Origin of the sequence: Brucella ciceri, from assembly GCF_041930145.1 — a bacterium.
Classification (GTDB): Bacteria; Pseudomonadota; Alphaproteobacteria; order Rhizobiales; family Rhizobiaceae; genus Brucella; species Brucella intermedia.
This window is the reverse complement of sequence record NZ_JBHEEV010000008.1, coordinates 65,199-84,674: the sequence shown is the minus strand read 5'-3', so window position 1 is coordinate 84,674 and position 19,476 is coordinate 65,199. Positions and strand designations below refer to the sequence as shown.

Sequence of the window (19,476 nt, the reverse complement as noted above, 5' to 3'; positions counted from 1 at the left end):
CCAGCGGTATTCCTGAAGAATGCAGGAGCCGGAGCGCTGGTCATTCCTTGGAATCTCCATGGGGAGGACACGGACATTCATGAAACAGCATAATCGCAGACTGAATATTGTTCTTATGCTGGCGTTGGCAGCATTTGTCTTGCTGCCTTGGTACCGCATTGAAGACGGCTTTCTGAGTTTCGGTTGGCTGGACGGAATGTATGGCGACGGTGCAACGGCGCCGGGCTTCTGGCAAATGGCCTTCTTCGGGCGTCCGTGGCTTGGCGCTATCGCCGTGTTGATGCTTCTCTGCGCCTCTGCCCGTTTCATATTGCCTGTAGAGCGTCGTAGCGGTGTTTTAGTCTGGGCAAGTCTCCTTGGTGTGATATTTCTGGCGCTGCAAGGGCTGGCTATCGGCTTTTCCGGCTGGAACTGGACGATCAGCGAAAATCTGTTCGGCACGCTCGCAGACGGTCAGCCGGCCTTCGGCGCAGGAGCGATCCTGACAGGCCTATGCTTTCTGCTCATTTTTTCGTTTGGTCTGGCGGAACGCGGCGTGATGAAGGGGGACGCTTTCGTCGTCTCTTCCATCACCCTGCTTGTCGCGCTGGTAGCTGTATTTGTCTTCTATCCTGTCATCAGCATGTTTGCCGGGTCGGTGCAGGATTTCGATGGCTCGTTCAAGCCTGAAGGGTTTATTGACAATATTCAGGATTCCTCGATCTGGAGCCTGGCCTGTCTTGTCGGGGAAGGACGGTGTGGCGTCGCATGGCGCACATTGTGGCTGGCGCTGATGACGGCGACGGGGTCCACAGTGCTGGGCCTCGCCTTTGCACTGGTCGCTACCCGCACGGGTTTTCCTTTCAAGAAGGGATTGCGGCTTCTCACCATATTGCCGATCATCACGCCGCCCTTCGTCGTCGGGCTTGCTTTGACGCTGCTTTTTGGCCGCGCGGGGGTCGTGACGGAGCAGTTATCCAGCATATTCGGCATCGAGCCCGGACGGTGGCTCTACGGCCTCATTGGCATATGGATCGCTCAGGTCCTGTCGTTTACGCCCATTTCCTTCCTCGTGCTAATCGGCGTTGTCGAAGGTGTGTCCCCGTCAATGGAAGAGGCATCGCAAACCCTGCGTGCCGATCGCTGGCGGACGTTCCGCAAGGTTTCATTGCCTCTGATGGCGCCGGGCCTTGCCAATGCGTTTCTCATCGCCTTCATAGAAAGCATGGCGGATTTCGGCAATCCGATGGTGCTCGGCGGCAGCAATGGCGTGCTCTCGACAGAAATATTCTTTGCCGTGGTGGGCGCCCAAAACGATCCCTCGCGTGCGGCGGTTCTCGCTATCGTGTTGCTGTGCTTTACATTGACCGCGTTTCTCATTCAACGCGTATGGCTTTCCGGCAAGAACTTCGCCACGGTGACCGGCAAGGGTGATTCCGGAATGCATGCCGGCTTGCCACGCGGGCTAAAAATCGGCGTTTATGCCCTTGTCATCCCTTGGATGGTTTTCACTGTCGTTGTTTATGCGATGATCCTCATCGGCGGCTTCGTGCGACAGTGGGGGCTCGATAATACGCTGACGGTCGAACATTACGCACGGGCCTTTTCTATCAATTGGACCGAGAACGGCATTGCATGGACCGGCGTGGCGTGGAACTCGTTCTGGACGACCATGGAAATTTCACTGCTATCGGCACCACTCACTGCGGCAGTCGGTCTGCTGACGGCTTATCTGATCGTTCGTCAGCGTTTTGTCGGACGCAATGTTTTCGAATTTGCCCTGATGCTGAGTTTTGCCATCCCCGGAACGGTAATCGGCGTCAGCTATGTCATGGCCTTCAACTTGCCGCCGCTTGAAATGACCGGCACAGCGCTGATCCTGATTGCATGTTTCGTGTTCCGCAACATGCCGGTGGGCGTGCGTGGGGGGGTCGCAGCCATGAGCCAGCTCGACAAGAGCCTAGATGAAGCCTCCCTGACGCTGCGGGCAAACAGCTTCCGCACGATCCGCAAGGTCATTCTGCCGCTGCTGCGCCCGGCGATCACTGCGGCGTTGGTCTATTCCTTCGTACGCGCAATCACCTCCATCAGCGCGGTCATCTTCCTTGTATCGGCAGAGTACAATATGGCGACGTCCTATATCGTCGGCCTGGTCGAGAACGGCCAGTTCGGTGTGGCCATCGCATATTCATCGATGCTGATCGTGGTCATGATCGTCGTCATCACCAGCTTTCAGCTTCTCGTGGGTGAACGCAAGCTCAGGCGCGAGAACCGCGTTGCAGCCGTCACCCCCGTCAAAACTATTCGTCAGGAGAAAGCCGCATGACTGCGATCCGTCCCGGCTCCGTTACATTTGAAAATGTCACCAAGAAGTTCGGTAATTTTACTGCCTTGCCCGATCTGTCCCTGACTGTCGAGCCGGGAACGTTAGTGACGCTCCTGGGCCCGTCCGGTTGCGGCAAGACGACGACATTGCGGCTGCTGGCCGGACTCGAACACCCAACGTCCGGCCGTATCCTGATCGGCGGCAAGGACGTGACCAATCTGCCGGCCAACGAGCGCGACGTTTCGATGGTCTTCCAGTCCTATGCACTCTTCCCGCATATGAGTTCGCTCGACAATGTGGCCTACGGCCTGGAGTCCTCGGGCTTGAAAAAGGCCGAAGCGCGCGAACGTGCGGAAGAGGGGCTCAAGCTCGTCGGTCTTGCAGGAATGGGGCATCGCCTACCTGCCGAACTCTCGGGTGGGCAGCAGCAGCGCGTGGCCGTGGCCCGCGCTCTCGTGCTGGAACCACAGGTTCTGCTTCTGGATGAACCGCTTTCAAACCTCGACGCCCGGTTGCGGCGCCGGGTGCGGACCGAAATTCGGGAGTTGCAGCAGCGGCTCGGCTTTACTGCCGTCTATGTGACACACGATCAGGACGAGGCGCTTGCCGTTTCCGACACGATCATCGTCATGAAGGAAGGCAACATCGCCCAGAAGGGAAGCCCGCGTGATCTCTATGAAACACCGGCCTCCGCTTTCATCGCGGACTTCATGGGGGAGGCGAATGTTGTGCCATGTGAGGTAGTGACGGCGGATGGAGGTGAAGCGGTCATTCGTGTGGGTGGCCTGATCCACCGCGTCGCTGCCCCCAACGCCCGGCCGGGGCCGGCGCAGCTCGCAATCCGTCCCAATGCCGTGAGCTTACAGCCGCGGGCCGGCGGCGGCTTCCCGGGACGTGTCGCGCATTCAGCCTATCTTGGCGATCATATTGAATATGAAATCGAGACCGAGCACGGCAAGCTTTTCATTGTCGATCCGGCGGTCGAAGAGGCTCTGCCGCCACAAACCGATGTCTCTATCGAGTTCAAATCGCGCGGGCTTGCCATTATCAATCAATAGGCGCAGAAACGTCGCGCCTCTCCTTATCTCTCATCGGAAAACCAACATGACTTCCCATCCCGGACCGGAACTAGAAGCGCGGCTGGCGCTTGCCGAAAAGATAGCGCGCGAAGCGGGCGCCAAGGCTCTCGACTATTTCAAACGACGTGAAACGCTGGTTATCGAAACCAAGCGCGACCCTCAGGATGTGGTATCGATTGCTGACAGGGACGTCGAAAAGCTCATTCGCACCCGTGTGTCGGAAATCTTTCCGCAAGATGGCTTTCTGGGAGAGGAATACGGGCTGAACGAGGGTACGTCAGGTTACACCTGGGTCGTCGACCCGATTGATGGCAGCAGCCCTTTTGTCAACGGCATGCCGAACTGGTGCGTTTCCATTGCCGTTCTGAAAGACGGAGAGCCCGTCATCGGCGTAATCCAAGCCCCGTGCTTTGACGAACTCTATGCCTCGGCAAAAGGCTTGGGCGCAACACTTGATGGCAAGAAGCTGGTTCTCGATCCAAGCCGCACGATCCGCAATTCGGTGACGGGTATCGGTGCCAACAACTATGTGACGCCGCAACTCGTGGCCAAAATCGTGGAAGATCTGCTGGAGGCGGGTGGGACCTTTATTCGCAATGGTTCGGGCGCGCTGATGATAGCCTATGTCGCGGCTGGCCGGTTGGTGGGCTATTATGAACCCTACATGCATGCCTGGGATTGCATGGCTGGGTTTTGCCTCGTGCGTGAGGCCGGCGGTTATGCGCATCCTTTCCCAGTCGATGGAGAAAAGCTTACCAAGGGCAACAAGGTTTTCGTGGCTGCACCCGGTGCGGTTGATGATCTCAAGAAAGTGGCCGGTCTCTGACTGATAGTCCCGGCGTATTGGCGCTTATTCCCAGCCATATTCTGAATAGGGTTCGCCTCCGGCGGCGCTGAGAAGCGCCTGCCGGACATAGGGAATGGTGTTTTCCGGGAGATTGTCCAGATGTTTCCATTGGAGATTGGCGTGCTTGTCCGGCTCGCATAGCGCGGGGGTGCCTGCCCATTCCTCGGTGCGGAAGAAATGGCCTATCCACGGGCTGCCAGCCGTCAGGCTATGCAAGGTGTGGACTGATTTCAGAGATTCCGGCGCGATGACCACGCCCGTCTCCTCAAACGCTTCGCGAATGGCTGCGGCGCGGATTGTTTCGCCCCCATCAAGTCCCCCTGCAGGAAGGCTGAATGAACCGTCCATCCATCCCGTCGCTTTCCGCTGCAACATGCAGATTTCTGCTCCGCGCGCCAGAATGACAAAGACAGCGGACGAAAGCTGAAAACGGACACGCCCACTCAATGGGATCTCCTCCAAAAACAAATCGGCAAGTCTTCTACGGACTTGCCGAAAGCTTACACGAGTCGGTCAGTTTCCTAAGGAGGATCAGGAGTTGTCCCGTTGGAAAATCCAGTCATGATCGGGGTGGTTCTTGAACCGCCATTTGCGCAAGGGACCGGCCATCACATTGAGATAATACATCTCATAGCCGTAGGGTGCGCCACATGGGTGATGGCCTTTTGGAACAAGCACGACATCTCCATCCGCGACCGCCATGGTTTCATCAAGGCTTCCGTCTTCGGTGAAGACACGCTGGAAGCCAAAACCCTGCGCCGGATTGAGACGGTGATAATAGGTCTCTTCCAGATAGGTCATGTCGGGAAAATTGTCTTCGTCATGTCTGTGGGGAGGATAGGATGACCAGTTTCCCTGTGGTGTGAAGACCTCGGTAACAAGAAGGCTGTCGGCAACATCCCGGTCTTCCATCGCAATATTGTGGATGAAGCGGGTGTTGGCGCCTTTTCCGCGCTGCTCCAGTGTCAGACTTTCCGGCCCAAGCTTCTGTGCCTTGCGGCCGGGTTTGCCCGGCGCGGTGCAGATCGCCAGAACGCAATCTGTCGTGGCAGTCGCGCGCCAGTCGCTTTCAGCAGGCACATAGAGGCAGTGCGGCGGCAGTTTCTCGAACACATTCATGCGTTCGCCTATCTCACCGAAATCCTCGCCGGAGGCGGAAATCTTCGCTTTGCCTTCCACAAGGACCAGGATCACTTCGGTCGATCCGGTCTTTTCGGATGCACTCTCACCGGGCTTTAGACGATAGAGCCCGAATCCGACATACCCCCATTCGGCACTTTCAGGGGGGATGTCGTGGACCTTTCCATGCGTGCCCTTGGGCTTGCGCAACAAATTGGCCATGTCTCAGTCTCCTTTGTCGAGCCCTGCTTCACGTGCGAATGATTTCAGTGATTTCAACCCGAGTGACTGATACTGGTATGGATTGCGAACTTCCGGGTCCTGTTCGGCTTCGATCACCAGCCAGCCCTGATAGGCTTTGTCAGCCGCGACTTTCAGCACAGACGTGAAGTCTACGCCGCCCTCTGCATCGCCGGGAACAGTGAATACACCGCGACGAACTCCCTCCAGAAAAGACAAGCTCTGGTCCCGTACCTCGGTAGCTATCGCCGGACGAACGTTCTTGGCGTGGATATGACCGACGCGGCCCATATGCTTTTTGGCAACCTGTTCCGGATCACCACCGCCGAACAGGCAATGGCCGGTATCGAGAAGGAGCTTCGTGTGCGGCCCGGTATGCTGCATCAGAAGATCAATCTCGTCTTCGCTCTGCACTACCGTTCCCATGTGATGATGGTAGACAAGCGCGATACCTTGGGCCGCGGCAAATTCTGCCAGTGCTTCGACGCCCGTCCCAAATTCTTCCCAGCGCGCTTCTTCCAGGACCGGACGCTCGGATAGCGGCTTGTCGTTGTCACCATGAATGGCGTTCGAGGTTTCGCAAACGATGATGACCTTCGAACCCATCGCCTTCAGAAGATCGAGCGCAGGCTGCATGGCCTTCTTTTCTTCTTCGACGGAATTCACCAACAGATTGAGTGAATGCCAGCCCGATACGTAGCGAAGCCTGCGGGGCTCGAGCACGGCTTTAAGAGCGTCGGCTTCCTGCGGAAACTTATGACCTTTCTCGATCCCGTCGAAGCCGATTTTGGTGGTTTCATCGAGGCATTGATCCAGGGTGATGTACGCGCCGAGGCTGCGATCATCGTCGTTCGACCAGGCAATTGGATTGGTGCCATAGAGGATCATCGGTCAGTTTCTTTCTTTGAGCTTGGCTTCGTAATCTTTACGGGCAGCGCGCACCTGTTCGCGCTCCGAGACTTCCGGCACGGCAACATCCCACCACCATCCACCGGTTTCAGGCGTCGGGTAGGGGTCGGTGTCGATAATGACGACTGTCGTGCGCGGACTGTTGCGGGCTTCGGCAAGGGCATGTTCCAGCTCGCGGATCGATCCTGCTTTCTTCGTATCCGCGCCCATCGCTCCGGCGTGGGCAGCGAAATCGATCTTCGATGGATTAACATGCGCGGCATGGTCGAGCAGGTTGTTGAACTCGGCGCCGCCGGTCGCCATCTGAAGCCGGTTGATGCAGCCGAAACCGCGATTGTCTGTGATCACGACAGTGATCTTCTGCCCCATCATGACGGCTGTGGCGAGTTCGGAATTGGCCATCATGTAGGAGCCGTCGCCAACCATCACGATGACGTCGCGGTCCGGTTCGGCCATCTTGATGCCAAGGCCGCCAGCAATTTCATAACCCATGCAGGAGAAACCGTATTCCATATGATAGGACATGGGGCGACCAGCCTTCCAGAGTTGATGGAGCTCTCCGGGCATCGTTCCGGCCGCACACATGACGACAGTGTTTTCCCGTGCCTGACGCTGTACCGCGCCAATCACCTGCATATCGGTCGGCAAGGCATTGCCGTCGCTGGGGGCAGCAGTGAAATTGTCTGCTGCGGCAAACCATTTCTCTTTCAATGCGGCATTGACGGGTTGGCGCTTATAGCTGCCGATTGCCTTCGAGAGCGTTTCAAGGCCGATCCTTGCATCGGCAACCAATGGAAGCGAACCATGCTTGGAGCCATCATAGGGCTGGACATTGAGCGAGAGGAGCTTGTGGCCGGGGTGCTTGAACAGCGCCCATGATCCGGTTGTGAAATCCTGAAAGCGCGTGCCGACACCGATCACGAGATCGGCTTCGGCCGCGATCGCATTGGCGCTGTCTGCCCCGGTTACGCCGACCGGGCCGAAATTGAGCGGGTGATCCCACGGCAGGGCCGATTTGCCAGCCTGCGTTTCGATGACCGGAATGCCGTGCGCTTCGGCAAAATTGCGCAACGCTTCGTGGGCGCCGGAATAATGTACACCACCGCCTGCGACGATAATAGGTTTAAGCGCTGCCTGGATCGCCGTGGCTGCGCTGTTCAGTTCGTTTTCGTCCGGTGGCGGACGACGCCAGTGCCAGACTTTCTGTTCAAAGAATTCTTCCGGCCAGTCATAGGCTTCCGTCTGTACATCCTGGCAAAAGGCGAGCGTCACCGGCCCGCAATCGGCAGGATCGGTCATTGTGCGGAACGCACGAGGCAGGGCGGTGAGAAGCTGTTCCGGCCGGGTGATCCTGTCGAAATAGCGGCTAACCGGACGAAAACAGTCATTCACGGTCATGGTGCCGTCGTTGAAGTCTTCGATCTGCTGCAAGACGGGATCAGGGCCGCGATTGGCAAAGACATCACCGGGAATGAGAAGGACGGGCAGGCGATTTACATGGGCAAGGGCAGCTGCCGTGACCATATTCGTCGCTCCGGGGCCGATGGAGGAGGTGACAGCGCAAGCGCGTTTGCGGCCAAGCTGCTTGGTATAGGCAATGGCTGCATGGGCCATTGTCTGTTCATTGTGGCCTCGCCACGTGGGTAATTCTTCGCGAATGCCATGGAGTGCTTCTCCAAGCCCGGCCACATTCCCATGGCCGAAAATAGCCCAGACACCCGCGATAAAAGTCTCCCCTTCCGGCGTCAGCTGGTTTGCGAGATAGCGCACCAATGCTTGTGCGGCGGTCAATCGAATAGTTTTCATAGCTCCTCCAGCGTCCTCCCGGCAGAACGAACTCAATATTTGCGCACGCTGTCCCAAACGTTGCAAAGGCTGCGATAGCGCGTAGCCATGTCGGCAATTGCTTCATCGTCGCTGATCGAACCATTCAGCCATTTGCGTGCCGCGTCACCAAAGATGGTGCGCCCCACCGCAAAACCTTTGACAAGGTCGAAGTCGGCAGCGATAGCAAGGCTGGCTTCCAGTTCTTCGGCGGGTGCGTCCAGTCCCAGGACGACGATGCCGCGTGTGTGTGGGTCGTTGCGTGTGATTGCGTCACAGGCATTGGCCCAGGCCGCTTTGGTTTTCATAGGCTCGAGCTTCCACCAGTCGGGATAAACCCCGATTTCGTAGAACCGCTCGATCACACGAGCTGTCGTATCGTCATCGACTGCTCCTGCTTTTGACGGGATGATTTCGAGCAGGAATTCCAGTCGGTTACGCCGGGCGGCTGCGAAAAGACGTGAAACAGTTTCTTCCTGCTGCGCCTTGAACTCAGCCGTGTCATCTGGATGATAGAAGCATAGTAATTTTACGACATTCTCGACAGGCCACTCCACAAGTCCGCCGCAGTCGGGTCCCAGTTCCGGCTCCAGTTTAAGTGGACGCGAACCGGGCCATTCAGTCGGGCGCCCGATCCACAAGCCCGTGCCTGCTGCCCTGTAAAGAGCATCGCGGCCCAGCCGCCCATCGCATAATATGCCGTAGCCCTTGGCCCCGTCAGCCACCTGCAAGGCAGCATCCAAGCACAGCTGTTTGAATTCTCCGATCTTTTCGCTTGAAACACCCGCTTCGGCGGCCATTTCTTCAAGCTGGATGCGGTGGTCGAACGCAAAGACGCGCATGTGAGGCCAGCCGCCGCTCCGGTTGGTGGACCAATGTATCTGCTCCAGGGCCGCATCCTTGCGCAAAGCCTTGTTGCGAATGCCAGTGCGGAAAAAATACTGAAGCTCTTCCCAGCTCGGATAGGCTGGCGTGCATCCATGCCGCGAGACTGCAAAGGCGCCGCAGGCATTGGCGAATTTGAGGCTGGTAGGCCAGTCCTCGTCCTTCAGCCAACCGCGCAGAAGTCCGGACATGAACCCGTCGCCTGCCCCAAGCACATTGAAAACATCAATCGGAAAACCTTCGCCGCTCTGTCCCTCGTCGAGACTGTCGGGAATCGCGCCTTCAAAAACCACCGCTCCCATCGGACCGCGTTTGCAGACCAGTGCTGCGTTCGTTACATCACGCACCGCCTTCAGTGCCTGTAGCGTATCAGTCGAACCGCCTGCGATATGGAACTCCTCTTCTGTTCCAACGACAAGATCAAACAGATGAAGCGTCGATTGCAGCTTGGCTGTGACGGCTGCGGATTCGATGAAACGGTTTTCGCCGTCACCGTGGCCGGAAAGTCCCCAGAGATTGGGGCGATAGTCTATATCAAGCGCCGTGCGGCTGCCATTGCCACGGGCGAGGCGAATTGCCTTCAGGACCGCCGCTTCCGTCTTCGGATGGGATAAATGTGTGCCGGTTGCCAACACACAGCCCGCTTCGGCGATGAAATCCGGATCGATATCGTCCTCGCATAAAGCCATGTCGGCGCAATTTTCGCGATAGAAGATCAAGGGAAAATGCTGCTGGTCGCGAATGCCGAGAATAACCAGGGCAGTCAGGCGCTCTGGGTCGGTAACGATGCCCCGAGTGTCCACGCCCTCCCGCTCCAGTTCCCGCAGCAGAAAACGCCCCATATGCTCATCGCCGACACGCGTGATCACCGCCGATTTGAGACCAAGCCGCGCGGTTCCGGTTGCAATATTGGTGGGGGAGCCACCGACATATTTGTTGAAGGAGGCCATGTCTTCCAGAAGGCCGCCCACTTGCGCGCCATACAGGTCCACCGAAGATCGGCCAATCGTGATCAAGTCGAGCCGTTTCACTCCATCCTCCCTCGGTATTTTCTTATTGCTGCATGGCTGTGCATGAATCATGACACATAGCAGTTATTCCATTTTTGATTAAAATGGATTTATTATTCTATTTCAACTGAAAAATGGAATGTGCAGGGGAAGGTCAGTCGCTTTGCCTTAGTGTCCCTACGGCGACGGCAAGTGCGATAGCCAGGCAAAGCGTTGCGGAGAGCGAACGAAATGCACCGAAATCCACTTCGGAAACCAGCAGTGTCTGCTTGGCGGATTTGCTCATGGGGCTGACAAAGGTGTCTGTGATACCGACGACGTCAATGCCCCGCGCGGCGACGGTTTCAGCCATGGCGACCGTTTCCGGCGAGTAGGGGGAAAAGGTAATTGCCAGAAGCACATCGCCTTCGCGAATAGCGTGCAGGTTTTCCAGTTTGCCCACGGCACTGTGCAGCATGGCGGGAACGTGCATTTTCTCCAGCGCGTAAGCCAGATAGCTCGCGACCGGAAAGGCGCGACGGATTCCGACGATATGGATTGTATGCGCGCTCGCCAAAAGCTGAACAGCCTTTTCGAGTGCTTCTGGATCAATGGTCTTCAGCAAACCTTCGAGGGAGGTGCGCCCGGCCTCGGCAAACTCCGCAAGAAGGGCAGGGGCGCTACCCGTTGCGGTTTCTCGCAAATGCTGCAACCGGGTCGAGTAATCAGGCCAGCCACCCGCATAGGAATCCCGGAACAGCTTCTGCATTTCGGAAAAGCCGGAGAAGCCCATGATCTGGCAGAACCGCATGAAGGCGGAACTCTGCACGCCTGCCCCTTCGGCCATCTCTGCGACAGTCGACACGGCGATACGATCATGATTGGCGGCAACGAAAGCGGCGCACTGCTTGAGCCTCTTTGGCAAGCGGTCGGACACCTCCAGCAGCTTCGCTTCGAATTCCTTGATATTTGCCGGAACGCTGATCGGTGACGGGGCAGGGGAATCCATCATTGGCCTTTCAATATGGTCTCTTGACAATCTTTATGTCACATTCTAGCAAAATAGAATAAATATTCTACAGCGTATCTTCAGGTGAATGAAGATGGCTGTTTCCTGGGGAGGATGAGGCAATGGTGACACGTCTGGCGTTACTCGGTGCGGGCCGTATCGGCAAGGTGCATGCGGGCGCAATCGCTGCGGACAGGCGGGCCAGGCTGGTTGCCGTTGCGGATGCCAATGAAGCGGCAGCACGCGCAATTGCCGACTCTGCCGGGGCCGAAGTTCGCAGCATCGACGCTATCGAAAAGGCAGACGACATTGATGCTGTGCTGATATGCACGCCGACCAATACCCACGCCGATCTTATTGAACGGTTTTCGCGCGCCGGCAAGGCCGTTTTCTGTGAAAAGCCCATTGATCTCGATATTGCGCGCGTCCGCGCCTGCCTCGCAGTTATCCGCGAAGCCGGCGCGAAGGTGATGCTGGGTTTCAATCGCCGGTTCGATCCGCATTTTGCTGCAGTACGCAAAACCATTAAAGACGGACGCATCGGCAATGTTGAAATGGTGACGATCACCAGCCGCGATCCCGGCGCGCCACCGGCGGAATATATCAAGGTATCCGGCGGCATTTTTCGCGACATGACGATCCACGATTTCGATATGGCGCGTTTTCTGCTTGGGGAAGAAATCGAGAGCGTATCGGCGTCGGCCTCGGTTCTTGTCGATCCAAAAATCGGGGAACTCGGTGATTACGATAGTGCGAGCGTCATCCTGACGACCGCCTCCGGCCGACAGTGCGTCATTTCCAACTCACGACGAGCTTCCTATGGCTACGACCAGCGCATTGAAGTCCATGGATCACTCGGGGCTGTTTCGGCGGAAAATCAACGTCCGGTTTCGATAGAAATCGCTTCCAGGGACGGTTATAACCGTCCGCCTCTGCACGATTTTTTCATGACGCGCTACACGGCTGCTTATGCAGCGGAAATCGCTTCGTTTATCGATGCACTTGATACAGGAAAGGCGCCCTATCCTTCAGCAGAAGACGGGTTGCAGGCCTTGGCATTGGCTGAAGCTGCTCTTCGTTCGGTCAAGGAAGGTCGGACCGTCAAGGTTGCGGAGGTCCTAGGGTAATACGGTAATTTCGTTTGCCTTTTATCGCAATCGGCTGCGATATGCGGGACATGGCCTACGAGATCGATGATTTACCGTTCGAAGAGTTTTTTGTGCCCGTGAGCAATGCTACGGCGGCCTTGGTTCGACTCGACGAGCGGCTTTCGCGCTCACCTATTCACGATGGCATGATCGAACGGTTGCATATGCACGATGCCGTCGCTTCGATGTGGCTTGAGGGCGAACTGGTGCATATGGAAGACCTGGTCTTGCATGATGCCTTGATGGACAACCGGATGCCAAGCCATGCCTTGACGATAGCGCATGCGGTTTTGCGCATGCGCAGACAGATTGCCGGAAAATCAGCAGACTGGGCCCTCGGACCCGCTGGTATCCAGCAATTGCTCGGCCGATCCATCGATCTCACCCCTTCGGAAGTCGAACCGCGCCAAGCTACGGATGATGATTTCGACCCGTTGCTCAATGACATTGACAGTCTGCTTGCGCGGACGGGTGCTCTTCTGGAAGGCGTGGCTCCCGTCAGACCCAAGCCGGAAACGACGCCGCGTGACACGCTGCTTTATGACGATGACTGGGATGAGGATGCGCGTTTGCAGGAATGGCGCGATTGTCTTGCCGGCACGAGGCATCTGCCACCGCTGATGCGAGCCGCATTGATCCATGACGCCTGGTTTTCGCTGGAGGTTGTGCAGCGGTCATCGTGGATAGGCCGGCTTCTGACGGCCGCACTCCTGCGCCAAAGCGGTCTTGCAACGGGCCATCTGCCGACAATCAGTCTCGGCCTGCGTGCGAAACGGCCCGATGAACGTCGCTCGTCCAACCGTGTGATCAGGCTCAGAACGTTTTTTGAAAGCATTGAAGAAGCTGCCGACCTTTCCATGAAGGAGCATGACCGGTTGCTTCTGGCGCGTGAACAAATGCAACGTAAGCTCAAAGGGCGCAGGTCCAATTCGCGCTTGCCGGAACTGATGGAGATGGTGCTGCGCAGCCCGGTCATTTCCAGCCAGATGGTGGAAAAGGAATTGCAGGTCACGCAGCAAGGGGCGCTGAAACTGATTTCGGAACTCAATTTGAGAGAGATCACCGGACGCGGGCGGTTTCGGGCCTGGGGAGTTCTCTAGATCAGCTTCATGCATTTGCGGCGCAGATGATCCGCGAAAAGCTCGAACTCGTTGCGGCGGGCAGCATTGGAGCGCCAGACCAGAACCAGCGATCGGTAATTGTTCTTGCCCTCGTAAGGAACGACGCTTAGTTCCGTTCCTCGCGTGACACCCGCTTTGACCGCCACCTCCGGCAGAAGGGTGACGCCCATTCCGAAATCGACAAGCTGCACCAGTGTCGTGATCGATGTGGCATGGACATCGCCGCTTGCTTGCGCCGGTGTGGAACCTATGGCGGCCATGACGTGTTCGCGAAGACAATGCCCTGTTTCCAGCAGGAGAAAGGGCTGATCCTGCAAATCGTCAGCATCGACCCGGTCGCGATTGGCCAGGGCATGATCGCGCCGCACCGCCAGATAGAAGATATCGTGACCAAGCTCTGATACTTCAAATTCATCGAGATCGTATGGATGGGCGACGAGCGCAACATCGAGGGATCCTGAACGCAAGCTGTCCAGCAGGGAGCGCGTGAGGCCTTCGCGAATGGTAAGCTGCAGTTCGGGAAAGGCCCTGGAGGTCGCAGGCAGAATTTTGGGTAACAAAAAAGGCGCTATCGACGGAATGACTCCCATCCGCAATCTGGTCGTCAGCGGGCGTTCTGCCTGCCGCGCATGTTCAGGTAGTTCTTCGATGAGAGCTACGATAGTGCGGGCTCGCTCCAGAAAATCTTCGCCGGCAGGCAGAAGCTGCATTCGTCGGCCTGAGCGATCGATCAGCGTTACGCCGAGTTCCGCCTCGAGGGACTGAATGGCGGCACTCAAGGTTGATTGGGTTACGCCCACGACTTCGGCGGCTCGTGAAAAGGAGCCCGCTTTGACGAGGGCCATGAAATAGTGGAGTTGACGGACACTGATGTTGAGCATCGAATCTTAAGTCCTTGTTCCATCGTTATAATCGATGGAATTTATCGATATAATCGCTTTGACCGATTTGGCAAGAAACCCTATATATGACTCGCAGAACGGAAAATTCTGAAAATTCAGAAAATTCCGCATAACCATCGAATTTTAAAGGTAGGTATAAGATGCTCGGTATCGGCGACAAGCTCCCCTCCTTCAAGGTCACCGGCGTAAAGCCCGGCTTCAACCATCACGAAGAAAACGGCGTTTCGGCGTTTGAAGAAATCACCGAAGCAAGCTTTGCTGGCAAGTGGAAGGTTATCTTCTTCTACCCGAAGGATTTCACCTTCGTTTGCCCGACGGAAATCGCTGAGTTTGCCCGTCTTGCATCTGATTTCGAAGACCGTGACGCAGTCGTTCTGGGTGGTTCGACCGACAATGAATTCGTGAAGCTCGCATGGCGTCGTGATCACAAGGATCTCGACAAGCTGCCGATCTGGTCGTTTGCCGACACCAACGGCTCGCTGGTCGATGGCTTGGGCGTTCGCTCGCCGGATGGCGTCGCGTATCGCTATACCTTTGTTGTCGATCCGGACAACACAATCCAGCACGTTTACGCAACCAACCTCAACGTTGGCCGTGCTCCGAAGGATACGCTGCGTGTTCTCGATGCGCTGCAGACCGATGAACTTTGCCCGTGCAACCGCGAAGTCGGTGGCGAAACGCTCAAGGCAGCTTGATAGGTCCTGATTGAGTGCGGAAAGGCGGGTCAAGGCCCGCCTTTCTTTTATCTGAAGCGGTTCCAGCCCAACATGGACATCGGAACTGCTCTATCTCTTTGTTTTTACGCATTCTCCCATGCAAGACCGCACCGCATTTTTGCTGGAAATGCTTTGATATCCCGAATGGCAGATAAAGAGGGTTCCATGTCCATTGATGACCTGAAGTCAAAAATCCCGGATTTCGCCAAGGACGTCCGTCTCAATCTTTCGTCCATGGCAAGCGATGAAACACTGACGCCACAGCAGAAATACGGCCTGTTCGTTGCGTGCGGCATTGCCTCTCGCAACGCCGACGTGCGTAAGGCGTTTGTTGGCGAAGCCACCGCCAAAGTCGACGCTTCCGTCATTCAAGCCGCGAAGTCGGCTGCGTCGATCATGGGCATGAACAATGTCTATTACCGCTTCGTACATCTCGCTACCAATAAAGACTACCGTACCATGCCGGCAAAGCTGCGCATGAATGTGATCGGTAATCCGGGCGTCGACAAGGTTGACTTCGAGCTCTGGTCGCTGGCGGTATCTGCCATCAATGGCTGCGGCATGTGCATCGATGCGCATGAGGATGTGCTGCGCAAGGCCAATGTGTCGTCGGAAGCGATCCAGACGGCTGTCCGCTTTGCATCGATCATCCAGTCGGTGGCTATCGCATTGGAAGCTGCCGACACGGAATAGGGCCCTCGCGCCTCACAAGGAAAAGCCCGCGCGGATCGCTCCACGCGGGCTTTTTGCTTCGTACAGTTTACTATTCGCCGCGCTTGAACGAAATGAAGGTAAAGCCAATCAGCGAAACCACGGCGGCTGCGACCATGTAATAACCGACATAGTCGAAGCTATAGTGCGTTGCGAGCCAGGTCGCGATGTAGGGTGCGACCGAGGCACCCAGAATACCTGCCAGATTGAAGGTCAGCGAGGCGCCGGTGTAACGGACAGAGGTTGGGAATGGTTCGGCGAGCGCGGCACCGATCGGGCCATAGGTAAGACCCATCAGACCGAAGCCGATGATGAGGAATGCGAGGACGCCAGCAGTGCCCGCCATGAACAAGGGCGCCATGATGAAGCCGTAGAGGCCGATCAGGACGGTGACGATAATCATGACCGGGCGCATGCCGAAACGGTCGGACAGCAGCGCAGCCACAGGGATCATCAAGCCGAAGAAGACCACGCCGATCATCTGAAGAATAAGGAATTCCTCGCGGCTATAGCCAAGGGCGCGTGTGCCCCAGCCCAGCGAAAAGACCGTCATCAGATAGAACAGGACGAAGGTTGCAACCGCACCGATGGTGCCTAGGAGAAGGCTCATCTTGTGCTGCTTGAACAAGGTTGCGACCGGTACTTCGACGCGTTCAGCCTTGTCGATTGCTTTCTGGAATTCAGGCGTTTCGGCGATCTTCAGACGGATGAACAAACCCACACCGACCAGAAGAGCGCTGGCTATGAAAGGAATGCGCCAGCCGAAAGCAAAAAATTGTTCTTCGGTAAGAGCCTCGGCCAGAATGAGGAAGATGCCCGTCGCCAGAATGAAGCCAACCGGAGCGCCGAGCTGCGGGAACATGCCGTACCATGTCCGCTTGCCTTCGGGCGCGTTTTCAGTTGCAAGCAGCACCGCGCCGCCCCACTCGCCACCGAGACCAAGCCCCTGGCCCAGACGGCACAGAGCCAGCAGAAGAGCTGCCCAGACGCCTATGGAGTCGTAGGTTGGCAGGAAACCGATGGCGACCGTGGAAATACCCATGGTCATGAGCGCTGCGACCAGCGTAGCCTTGCGTCCGACCTTGTCTCCGAAGTGGCCGAACAATGCTCCGCCGATGGGGCGTGCAAAGAATGCAATCGCAAAGGTTGCCAAAGACTGGAGAAGCGCGGAGTTGCCGTCGCTTGCCGGGAAGAACAGATGGGGGAACACGATCACCGCGGCGGTCGCGTAAATATAGAAGTCAAAAAATTCGATCGTGGTGCCGATCATGCTTGCGGCCAGAACTCGGCGCGCGGAGTTTTTCTGCGGAGCAACCGCTACAGCGACTGTCATTGTTTCAGTTCCAATATTGCGGGCCGTCTTTTTAGGGGAGGGAGCCCAAGATGTGGCTTCTTTAAAGCCGGCGAATATAGAATCGCAAGCGGAAAAGGGCTTTTAAGCAATTTTGTGATTTCGGATGGGCTGTTTTGGAAACAAAAGCGAAAGTGGATAAAATTCCTGTCAGCGCGCGTTCTGATCTTTCATTTGCCGCAAGGGCTGATTAAATTTCCTGTGTCATCTGTACGAAAGTAAACATGTTTCGAGCAAAGTACGATATCGGCTTGAGGGGGGCAGCCCGGGACCATGCGGTCCTGCGCTTGCCTTCCCGTGGGCTCGTGACGTTGCTTGCAATCCTGTTTCTTGTTTCCGCGCAACTTTGTTACGCCATGGCGCATGAGGCGCCCTCTGTGCAGACGGTTTCTGATTGTCATGTGAACATGTCGCATCAGATGGACGACACATCGGTCTCGGCGGATGCGGGCAAAACTGCGCCGAAGGATCACGGCGGCAAAACACCGAATGCTTGTGTGATGATGACGTGCGGCTGTGTTGTTCAATTGGCAACGGATTTGCGCGCGGATGTTCCTGTACAGGATTTTGGTTTGCCGCCGCTCGTTGCAGCGCTGAACGGCAAATCCCCGAACAGCGACCTGCGACCGCCCATATCGCTTCAGGCTTGATCTTGGAAATCGCCGCCGAAATTTGGCGGCTATCACGATTATTGTCTGGAGACTTACCATGACTGGAATTACACGCCGCCGCCTGTTCGCTCTGGCGACCGGGGCGGCCTTTGCCACGACCATCCGCCCAATTGACAGCTTTGCTCAAGACGCTCATCAGCATATGGCCCACGGCGCGGGGGCCTTGTGGACCCCGACTGCTGGACGGCCTTTGCCTCTCCCGCCTCTGATCGAACCGGATGCGTCGGGTGTCGTCAAACTCAAGGTGCAGGCAGGGTGGCACAGTTTTGAAGAAGGAAGCGAAGCAGCATCGGCTGGCGTCAACGGTGCCTATCTTGGTCCGCTCGTGCGCTTGAAGAATGGTGAAACAGTCACCCTTTCCGTAGAAAACGGCATGGATGATGAGACTACGCTTCATTGGCACGGGCTTTTCGTCCCCTCCATACTCGACGGCGGCCCCCATAATGTGATTGCGCCGGGCGCGGAATGGAAACCGAAAATCACGGTCAATCAGCCAGCCTCGTTCAACTGGTTCCATCCGCATCTGCATGGAAATACCGCCCGTCAGGCGCATCTCGGCATTGCCGGTCTCATGGTCGTGACTGATGGCAAGGATGCTGCACGCGGGCTGCCCGAAGACTACGGTATAGATGATATTCCGCTGGTGCTTCAGGATCGTCGGGTGATTGAGGGGGACAGGATTTATCAGCCTGACATTATGGACTTGATGCATGGTTTCCGTGGCGACAAGCTTATCGTGAACGGGATAGTTTCACCGGAAGCGCGGGTCCCTCAGTCCATTGTCCGTCTGCGCATCCTGAACGGTGCCAATGCGCGAAACTTTCATGTTCGTCTCGGTGATAATCGCCCCTTATTTGTCATCGCGTCGGATGGCGGTTTCATCGGAAAGCCGGAACCGGTCAAAAGGTTGTCCATAAGTCCCGGTGAGCGCTACGAGGTTCTGGTGGATTTTTCCCAAGGCAGGGCAGTCGATTTGCTGACCTACGAAAATGACAGCGGTGGCGATGATCTGCATTTGATGCGGTTTGAGGTGGACAGCGCCTTGCAAGCGAAAATCAAGTCCTTTCCAGATCGTCTGGATGGGCCAGGCGTCCCGGACGAAAACCTTTCCGTAAAACGCCGCTCGTTCTTCTTTGACGAGCGAATGACGGAAAATATGAGGCTGATGATGGCAAAACCGTCCACCGATCCTCATGCCGGGCATAACATGGGCAGTATGGACATGAGCTCCATGCAGTCTGGCGCTATGGATCATGAGATGCACGGGGCCAGAAGTTCTGCCGATGCAGGTCCGGCGCTTGACGCCTTGTCGTCAGGCGTAACGATGGCGATCGCAGGCAAACCGTTCGACATGGGTCGTATCGATGTCGAGGCCAAGCTTGGGTCCTGGGAAATCTGGGAACTTACAACGAAGGAGATGCCGCATCCATTCCATATCCATGGGGCGTCGTTTCGCATTCTTTCCCAGAATGGCAAAGCGCCCCCCGCACATCAAGCGGGCTGGAAGGATACGGCTTTGATTGATGGGAAGGCTGAAATATTGGTTCATTTCGACCGTGAAGCGGCGAAAAGCCATCCATTCATGTTTCATTGCCACGTGCTGGAACATGAAGATGTGGGCATGATGGCTCAATTCATAACGGTATAATC

The 19,476-nt window shown here is 56.6% G+C and carries 17 protein-coding genes; 9 read left to right on the top strand and 8 right to left on the bottom strand.

The genetic code is table 11. The features are described from left to right. Positions 1-79: 79 nt before the first annotated feature. The 3 genes from JNC63_RS16320 to JNC63_RS16310 are packed head-to-tail and all read left to right on the top strand — an operon-like array spanning position 80 to position 4,210. On the top strand, positions 80-2,305 hold the full coding sequence (locus JNC63_RS16320) for an ABC transporter permease (protein WP_006471544.1): 2,226 nt from the start codon (positions 80-82) through the stop codon (positions 2,303-2,305). Then, positions 2,302-3,363 (top strand): ABC transporter ATP-binding protein, encoded by a 1,062-nt coding sequence (locus tag JNC63_RS16315; RefSeq protein ID WP_063621094.1) that lies wholly within the window; start codon positions 2,302-2,304, stop codon positions 3,361-3,363. Before JNC63_RS16320 ends, JNC63_RS16315 begins: the two co-directional genes overlap by 4 nt. A gap of 46 nt (positions 3,364-3,409) precedes the next feature. Next, positions 3,410-4,210, top strand: a complete 801-nt coding sequence (locus JNC63_RS16310) for an inositol monophosphatase family protein (protein ID WP_374846494.1) — start codon at positions 3,410-3,412, stop codon at positions 4,208-4,210. Between the two features lie 24 nt (positions 4,211-4,234). Here JNC63_RS16310 and JNC63_RS16305 read toward each other — a convergent pair whose 3' ends face one another. From JNC63_RS16305 to JNC63_RS16280, 6 genes are all read right to left on the bottom strand, one after another. Next, on the bottom strand, positions 4,235-4,678 hold the full coding sequence (locus JNC63_RS16305) for an NUDIX hydrolase (RefSeq protein WP_006471546.1): 444 nt from the start codon (positions 4,676-4,678) through the stop codon (positions 4,235-4,237). An 84-nt stretch (positions 4,679-4,762) separates the two neighbouring features. Then, positions 4,763-5,572, bottom strand: coding sequence for a 5-deoxy-glucuronate isomerase (iolB, locus tag JNC63_RS16300; RefSeq protein WP_006469096.1), 810 nt, complete (start codon positions 5,570-5,572; stop codon positions 4,763-4,765). 3 nt (positions 5,573-5,575) lie between these two features. Beyond that, positions 5,576-6,478 (bottom strand): myo-inosose-2 dehydratase, encoded by a 903-nt coding sequence (iolE, locus tag JNC63_RS16295; protein WP_006469095.1) that lies wholly within the window; start codon positions 6,476-6,478, stop codon positions 5,576-5,578. 3 nt (positions 6,479-6,481) lie between these two features. After that, complete coding sequence (gene iolD / locus JNC63_RS16290) at positions 6,482-8,305, bottom strand: 3D-(3,5/4)-trihydroxycyclohexane-1,2-dione acylhydrolase (decyclizing) (RefSeq protein ID WP_006471547.1); 1,824 nt, start codon at positions 8,303-8,305, stop codon at positions 6,482-6,484. A 32-nt stretch (positions 8,306-8,337) separates the two neighbouring features. Further along, positions 8,338-10,290, bottom strand: coding sequence for a bifunctional 5-dehydro-2-deoxygluconokinase/5-dehydro-2-deoxyphosphogluconate aldolase (locus JNC63_RS16285; RefSeq protein ID WP_052018875.1), 1,953 nt, complete (start codon positions 10,288-10,290; stop codon positions 8,338-8,340). An 82-nt stretch (positions 10,291-10,372) separates the two neighbouring features. Beyond that, positions 10,373-11,206: a MurR/RpiR family transcriptional regulator gene (locus JNC63_RS16280; protein WP_063621173.1), complete on the bottom strand. Its 834-nt coding sequence runs from the start codon at positions 11,204-11,206 to the stop codon at positions 10,373-10,375. A gap of 122 nt (positions 11,207-11,328) precedes the next feature. On the opposite strand from JNC63_RS16280, the gene iolG reads away from it, so the two are divergent. Both iolG and JNC63_RS16270 read left to right on the top strand, forming a co-directional pair. Next, the gene (iolG, locus tag JNC63_RS16275) at positions 11,329-12,333 is read left to right on the top strand and encodes an inositol 2-dehydrogenase (RefSeq protein WP_006472666.1); all 1,005 of its coding nucleotides are present in this window, start codon (positions 11,329-11,331) and stop codon (positions 12,331-12,333) included. 50 nt (positions 12,334-12,383) lie between these two features. Continuing rightward, positions 12,384-13,454 (top strand): RHE_PE00001 family protein, encoded by a 1,071-nt coding sequence (locus JNC63_RS16270; RefSeq protein WP_006472665.1) that lies wholly within the window; start codon positions 12,384-12,386, stop codon positions 13,452-13,454. Here the strand turns inward: JNC63_RS16270 and JNC63_RS16265 are convergent. Further along, on the bottom strand, positions 13,451-14,356 hold the full coding sequence (locus JNC63_RS16265; protein ID WP_006469089.1) for a hydrogen peroxide-inducible genes activator: 906 nt from the start codon (positions 14,354-14,356) through the stop codon (positions 13,451-13,453). The genes JNC63_RS16270 and JNC63_RS16265 overlap by 4 nt on opposite strands. A gap of 161 nt (positions 14,357-14,517) precedes the next feature. Here JNC63_RS16265 and JNC63_RS16260 point away from each other — a divergent pair, with 161 nt between their 5' ends. Further along, positions 14,518-15,072 (top strand): peroxiredoxin, encoded by a 555-nt coding sequence (locus JNC63_RS16260; RefSeq protein WP_006469087.1) that lies wholly within the window; start codon positions 14,518-14,520, stop codon positions 15,070-15,072. 186 nt (positions 15,073-15,258) lie between these two features. Next, positions 15,259-15,786: an alkylhydroperoxidase, AhpD family gene (gene ahpD, locus JNC63_RS16255; protein ID WP_006472664.1), complete on the top strand. Its 528-nt coding sequence runs from the start codon at positions 15,259-15,261 to the stop codon at positions 15,784-15,786. Positions 15,787-15,856: 70 nt separating this feature from the next. Here the strand turns inward: ahpD and JNC63_RS16250 are convergent, their stop codons facing one another. Further along, positions 15,857-17,137, bottom strand: a complete 1,281-nt coding sequence (locus tag JNC63_RS16250; protein WP_006469085.1) for an MFS transporter — start codon at positions 17,135-17,137, stop codon at positions 15,857-15,859. A gap of 242 nt (positions 17,138-17,379) precedes the next feature. Between JNC63_RS16250 and JNC63_RS16245 the strand changes: the two genes are divergently transcribed. Both JNC63_RS16245 and cueO read left to right on the top strand, forming a co-directional pair. Continuing rightward, positions 17,380-17,805: a hypothetical protein gene (locus JNC63_RS16245; protein ID WP_006469084.1), complete on the top strand. Its 426-nt coding sequence runs from the start codon at positions 17,380-17,382 to the stop codon at positions 17,803-17,805. A 58-nt stretch (positions 17,806-17,863) separates the two neighbouring features. Then, entirely contained in the window at positions 17,864-19,474 is a 1,611-nt protein-coding gene (cueO, locus tag JNC63_RS16240; protein ID WP_006472662.1) for a multicopper oxidase CueO, read from the top strand. Positions 19,475-19,476: the final 2 nt, after the last annotated feature.

Excerpts from the sequence above, each read along its gene's own strand:
- JNC63_RS16320 (WP_006471544.1), top strand. The coding sequence starts at position 80 with ATGAAACAGCATAATCGCAGACTGAATATTGTTCTTATGCTGGCGTTG.
- JNC63_RS16315 (WP_063621094.1), top strand. The coding sequence starts at position 2,302 with ATGACTGCGATCCGTCCCGGCTCCGTTACATTTGAAAATGTCACCAAG.
- JNC63_RS16310 (WP_374846494.1), top strand. The coding sequence starts at position 3,410 with ATGACTTCCCATCCCGGACCGGAACTAGAAGCGCGGCTGGCGCTTGCC.
- iolB (WP_006469096.1), bottom strand. The coding sequence starts at position 5,572 with ATGGCCAATTTGTTGCGCAAGCCCAAGGGCACGCATGGAAAGGTCCAC.
- iolE (WP_006469095.1), bottom strand. The coding sequence starts at position 6,478 with ATGATCCTCTATGGCACCAATCCAATTGCCTGGTCGAACGACGATGAT.
- iolD (WP_006471547.1), bottom strand. The coding sequence starts at position 8,305 with ATGAAAACTATTCGATTGACCGCCGCACAAGCATTGGTGCGCTATCTC.
- JNC63_RS16285 (WP_052018875.1), bottom strand. The coding sequence starts at position 10,290 with ATGATTCATGCACAGCCATGCAGCAATAAGAAAATACCGAGGGAGGAT.
- JNC63_RS16280 (WP_063621173.1), bottom strand. The coding sequence starts at position 11,206 with ATGGATTCCCCTGCCCCGTCACCGATCAGCGTTCCGGCAAATATCAAG.
- iolG (WP_006472666.1), top strand. The coding sequence starts at position 11,329 with ATGGTGACACGTCTGGCGTTACTCGGTGCGGGCCGTATCGGCAAGGTG.
- JNC63_RS16270 (WP_006472665.1), top strand. The coding sequence starts at position 12,384 with ATGGCCTACGAGATCGATGATTTACCGTTCGAAGAGTTTTTTGTGCCC.
- JNC63_RS16265 (WP_006469089.1), bottom strand. The coding sequence starts at position 14,356 with ATGCTCAACATCAGTGTCCGTCAACTCCACTATTTCATGGCCCTCGTC.
- JNC63_RS16260 (WP_006469087.1), top strand. The coding sequence starts at position 14,518 with ATGCTCGGTATCGGCGACAAGCTCCCCTCCTTCAAGGTCACCGGCGTA.
- ahpD (WP_006472664.1), top strand. The coding sequence starts at position 15,259 with ATGTCCATTGATGACCTGAAGTCAAAAATCCCGGATTTCGCCAAGGAC.
- JNC63_RS16250 (WP_006469085.1), bottom strand. The coding sequence starts at position 17,137 with ATGACAGTCGCTGTAGCGGTTGCTCCGCAGAAAAACTCCGCGCGCCGA.
- JNC63_RS16245 (WP_006469084.1), top strand. The coding sequence starts at position 17,380 with ATGTTTCGAGCAAAGTACGATATCGGCTTGAGGGGGGCAGCCCGGGAC.
- cueO (WP_006472662.1), top strand. The coding sequence starts at position 17,864 with ATGACTGGAATTACACGCCGCCGCCTGTTCGCTCTGGCGACCGGGGCG.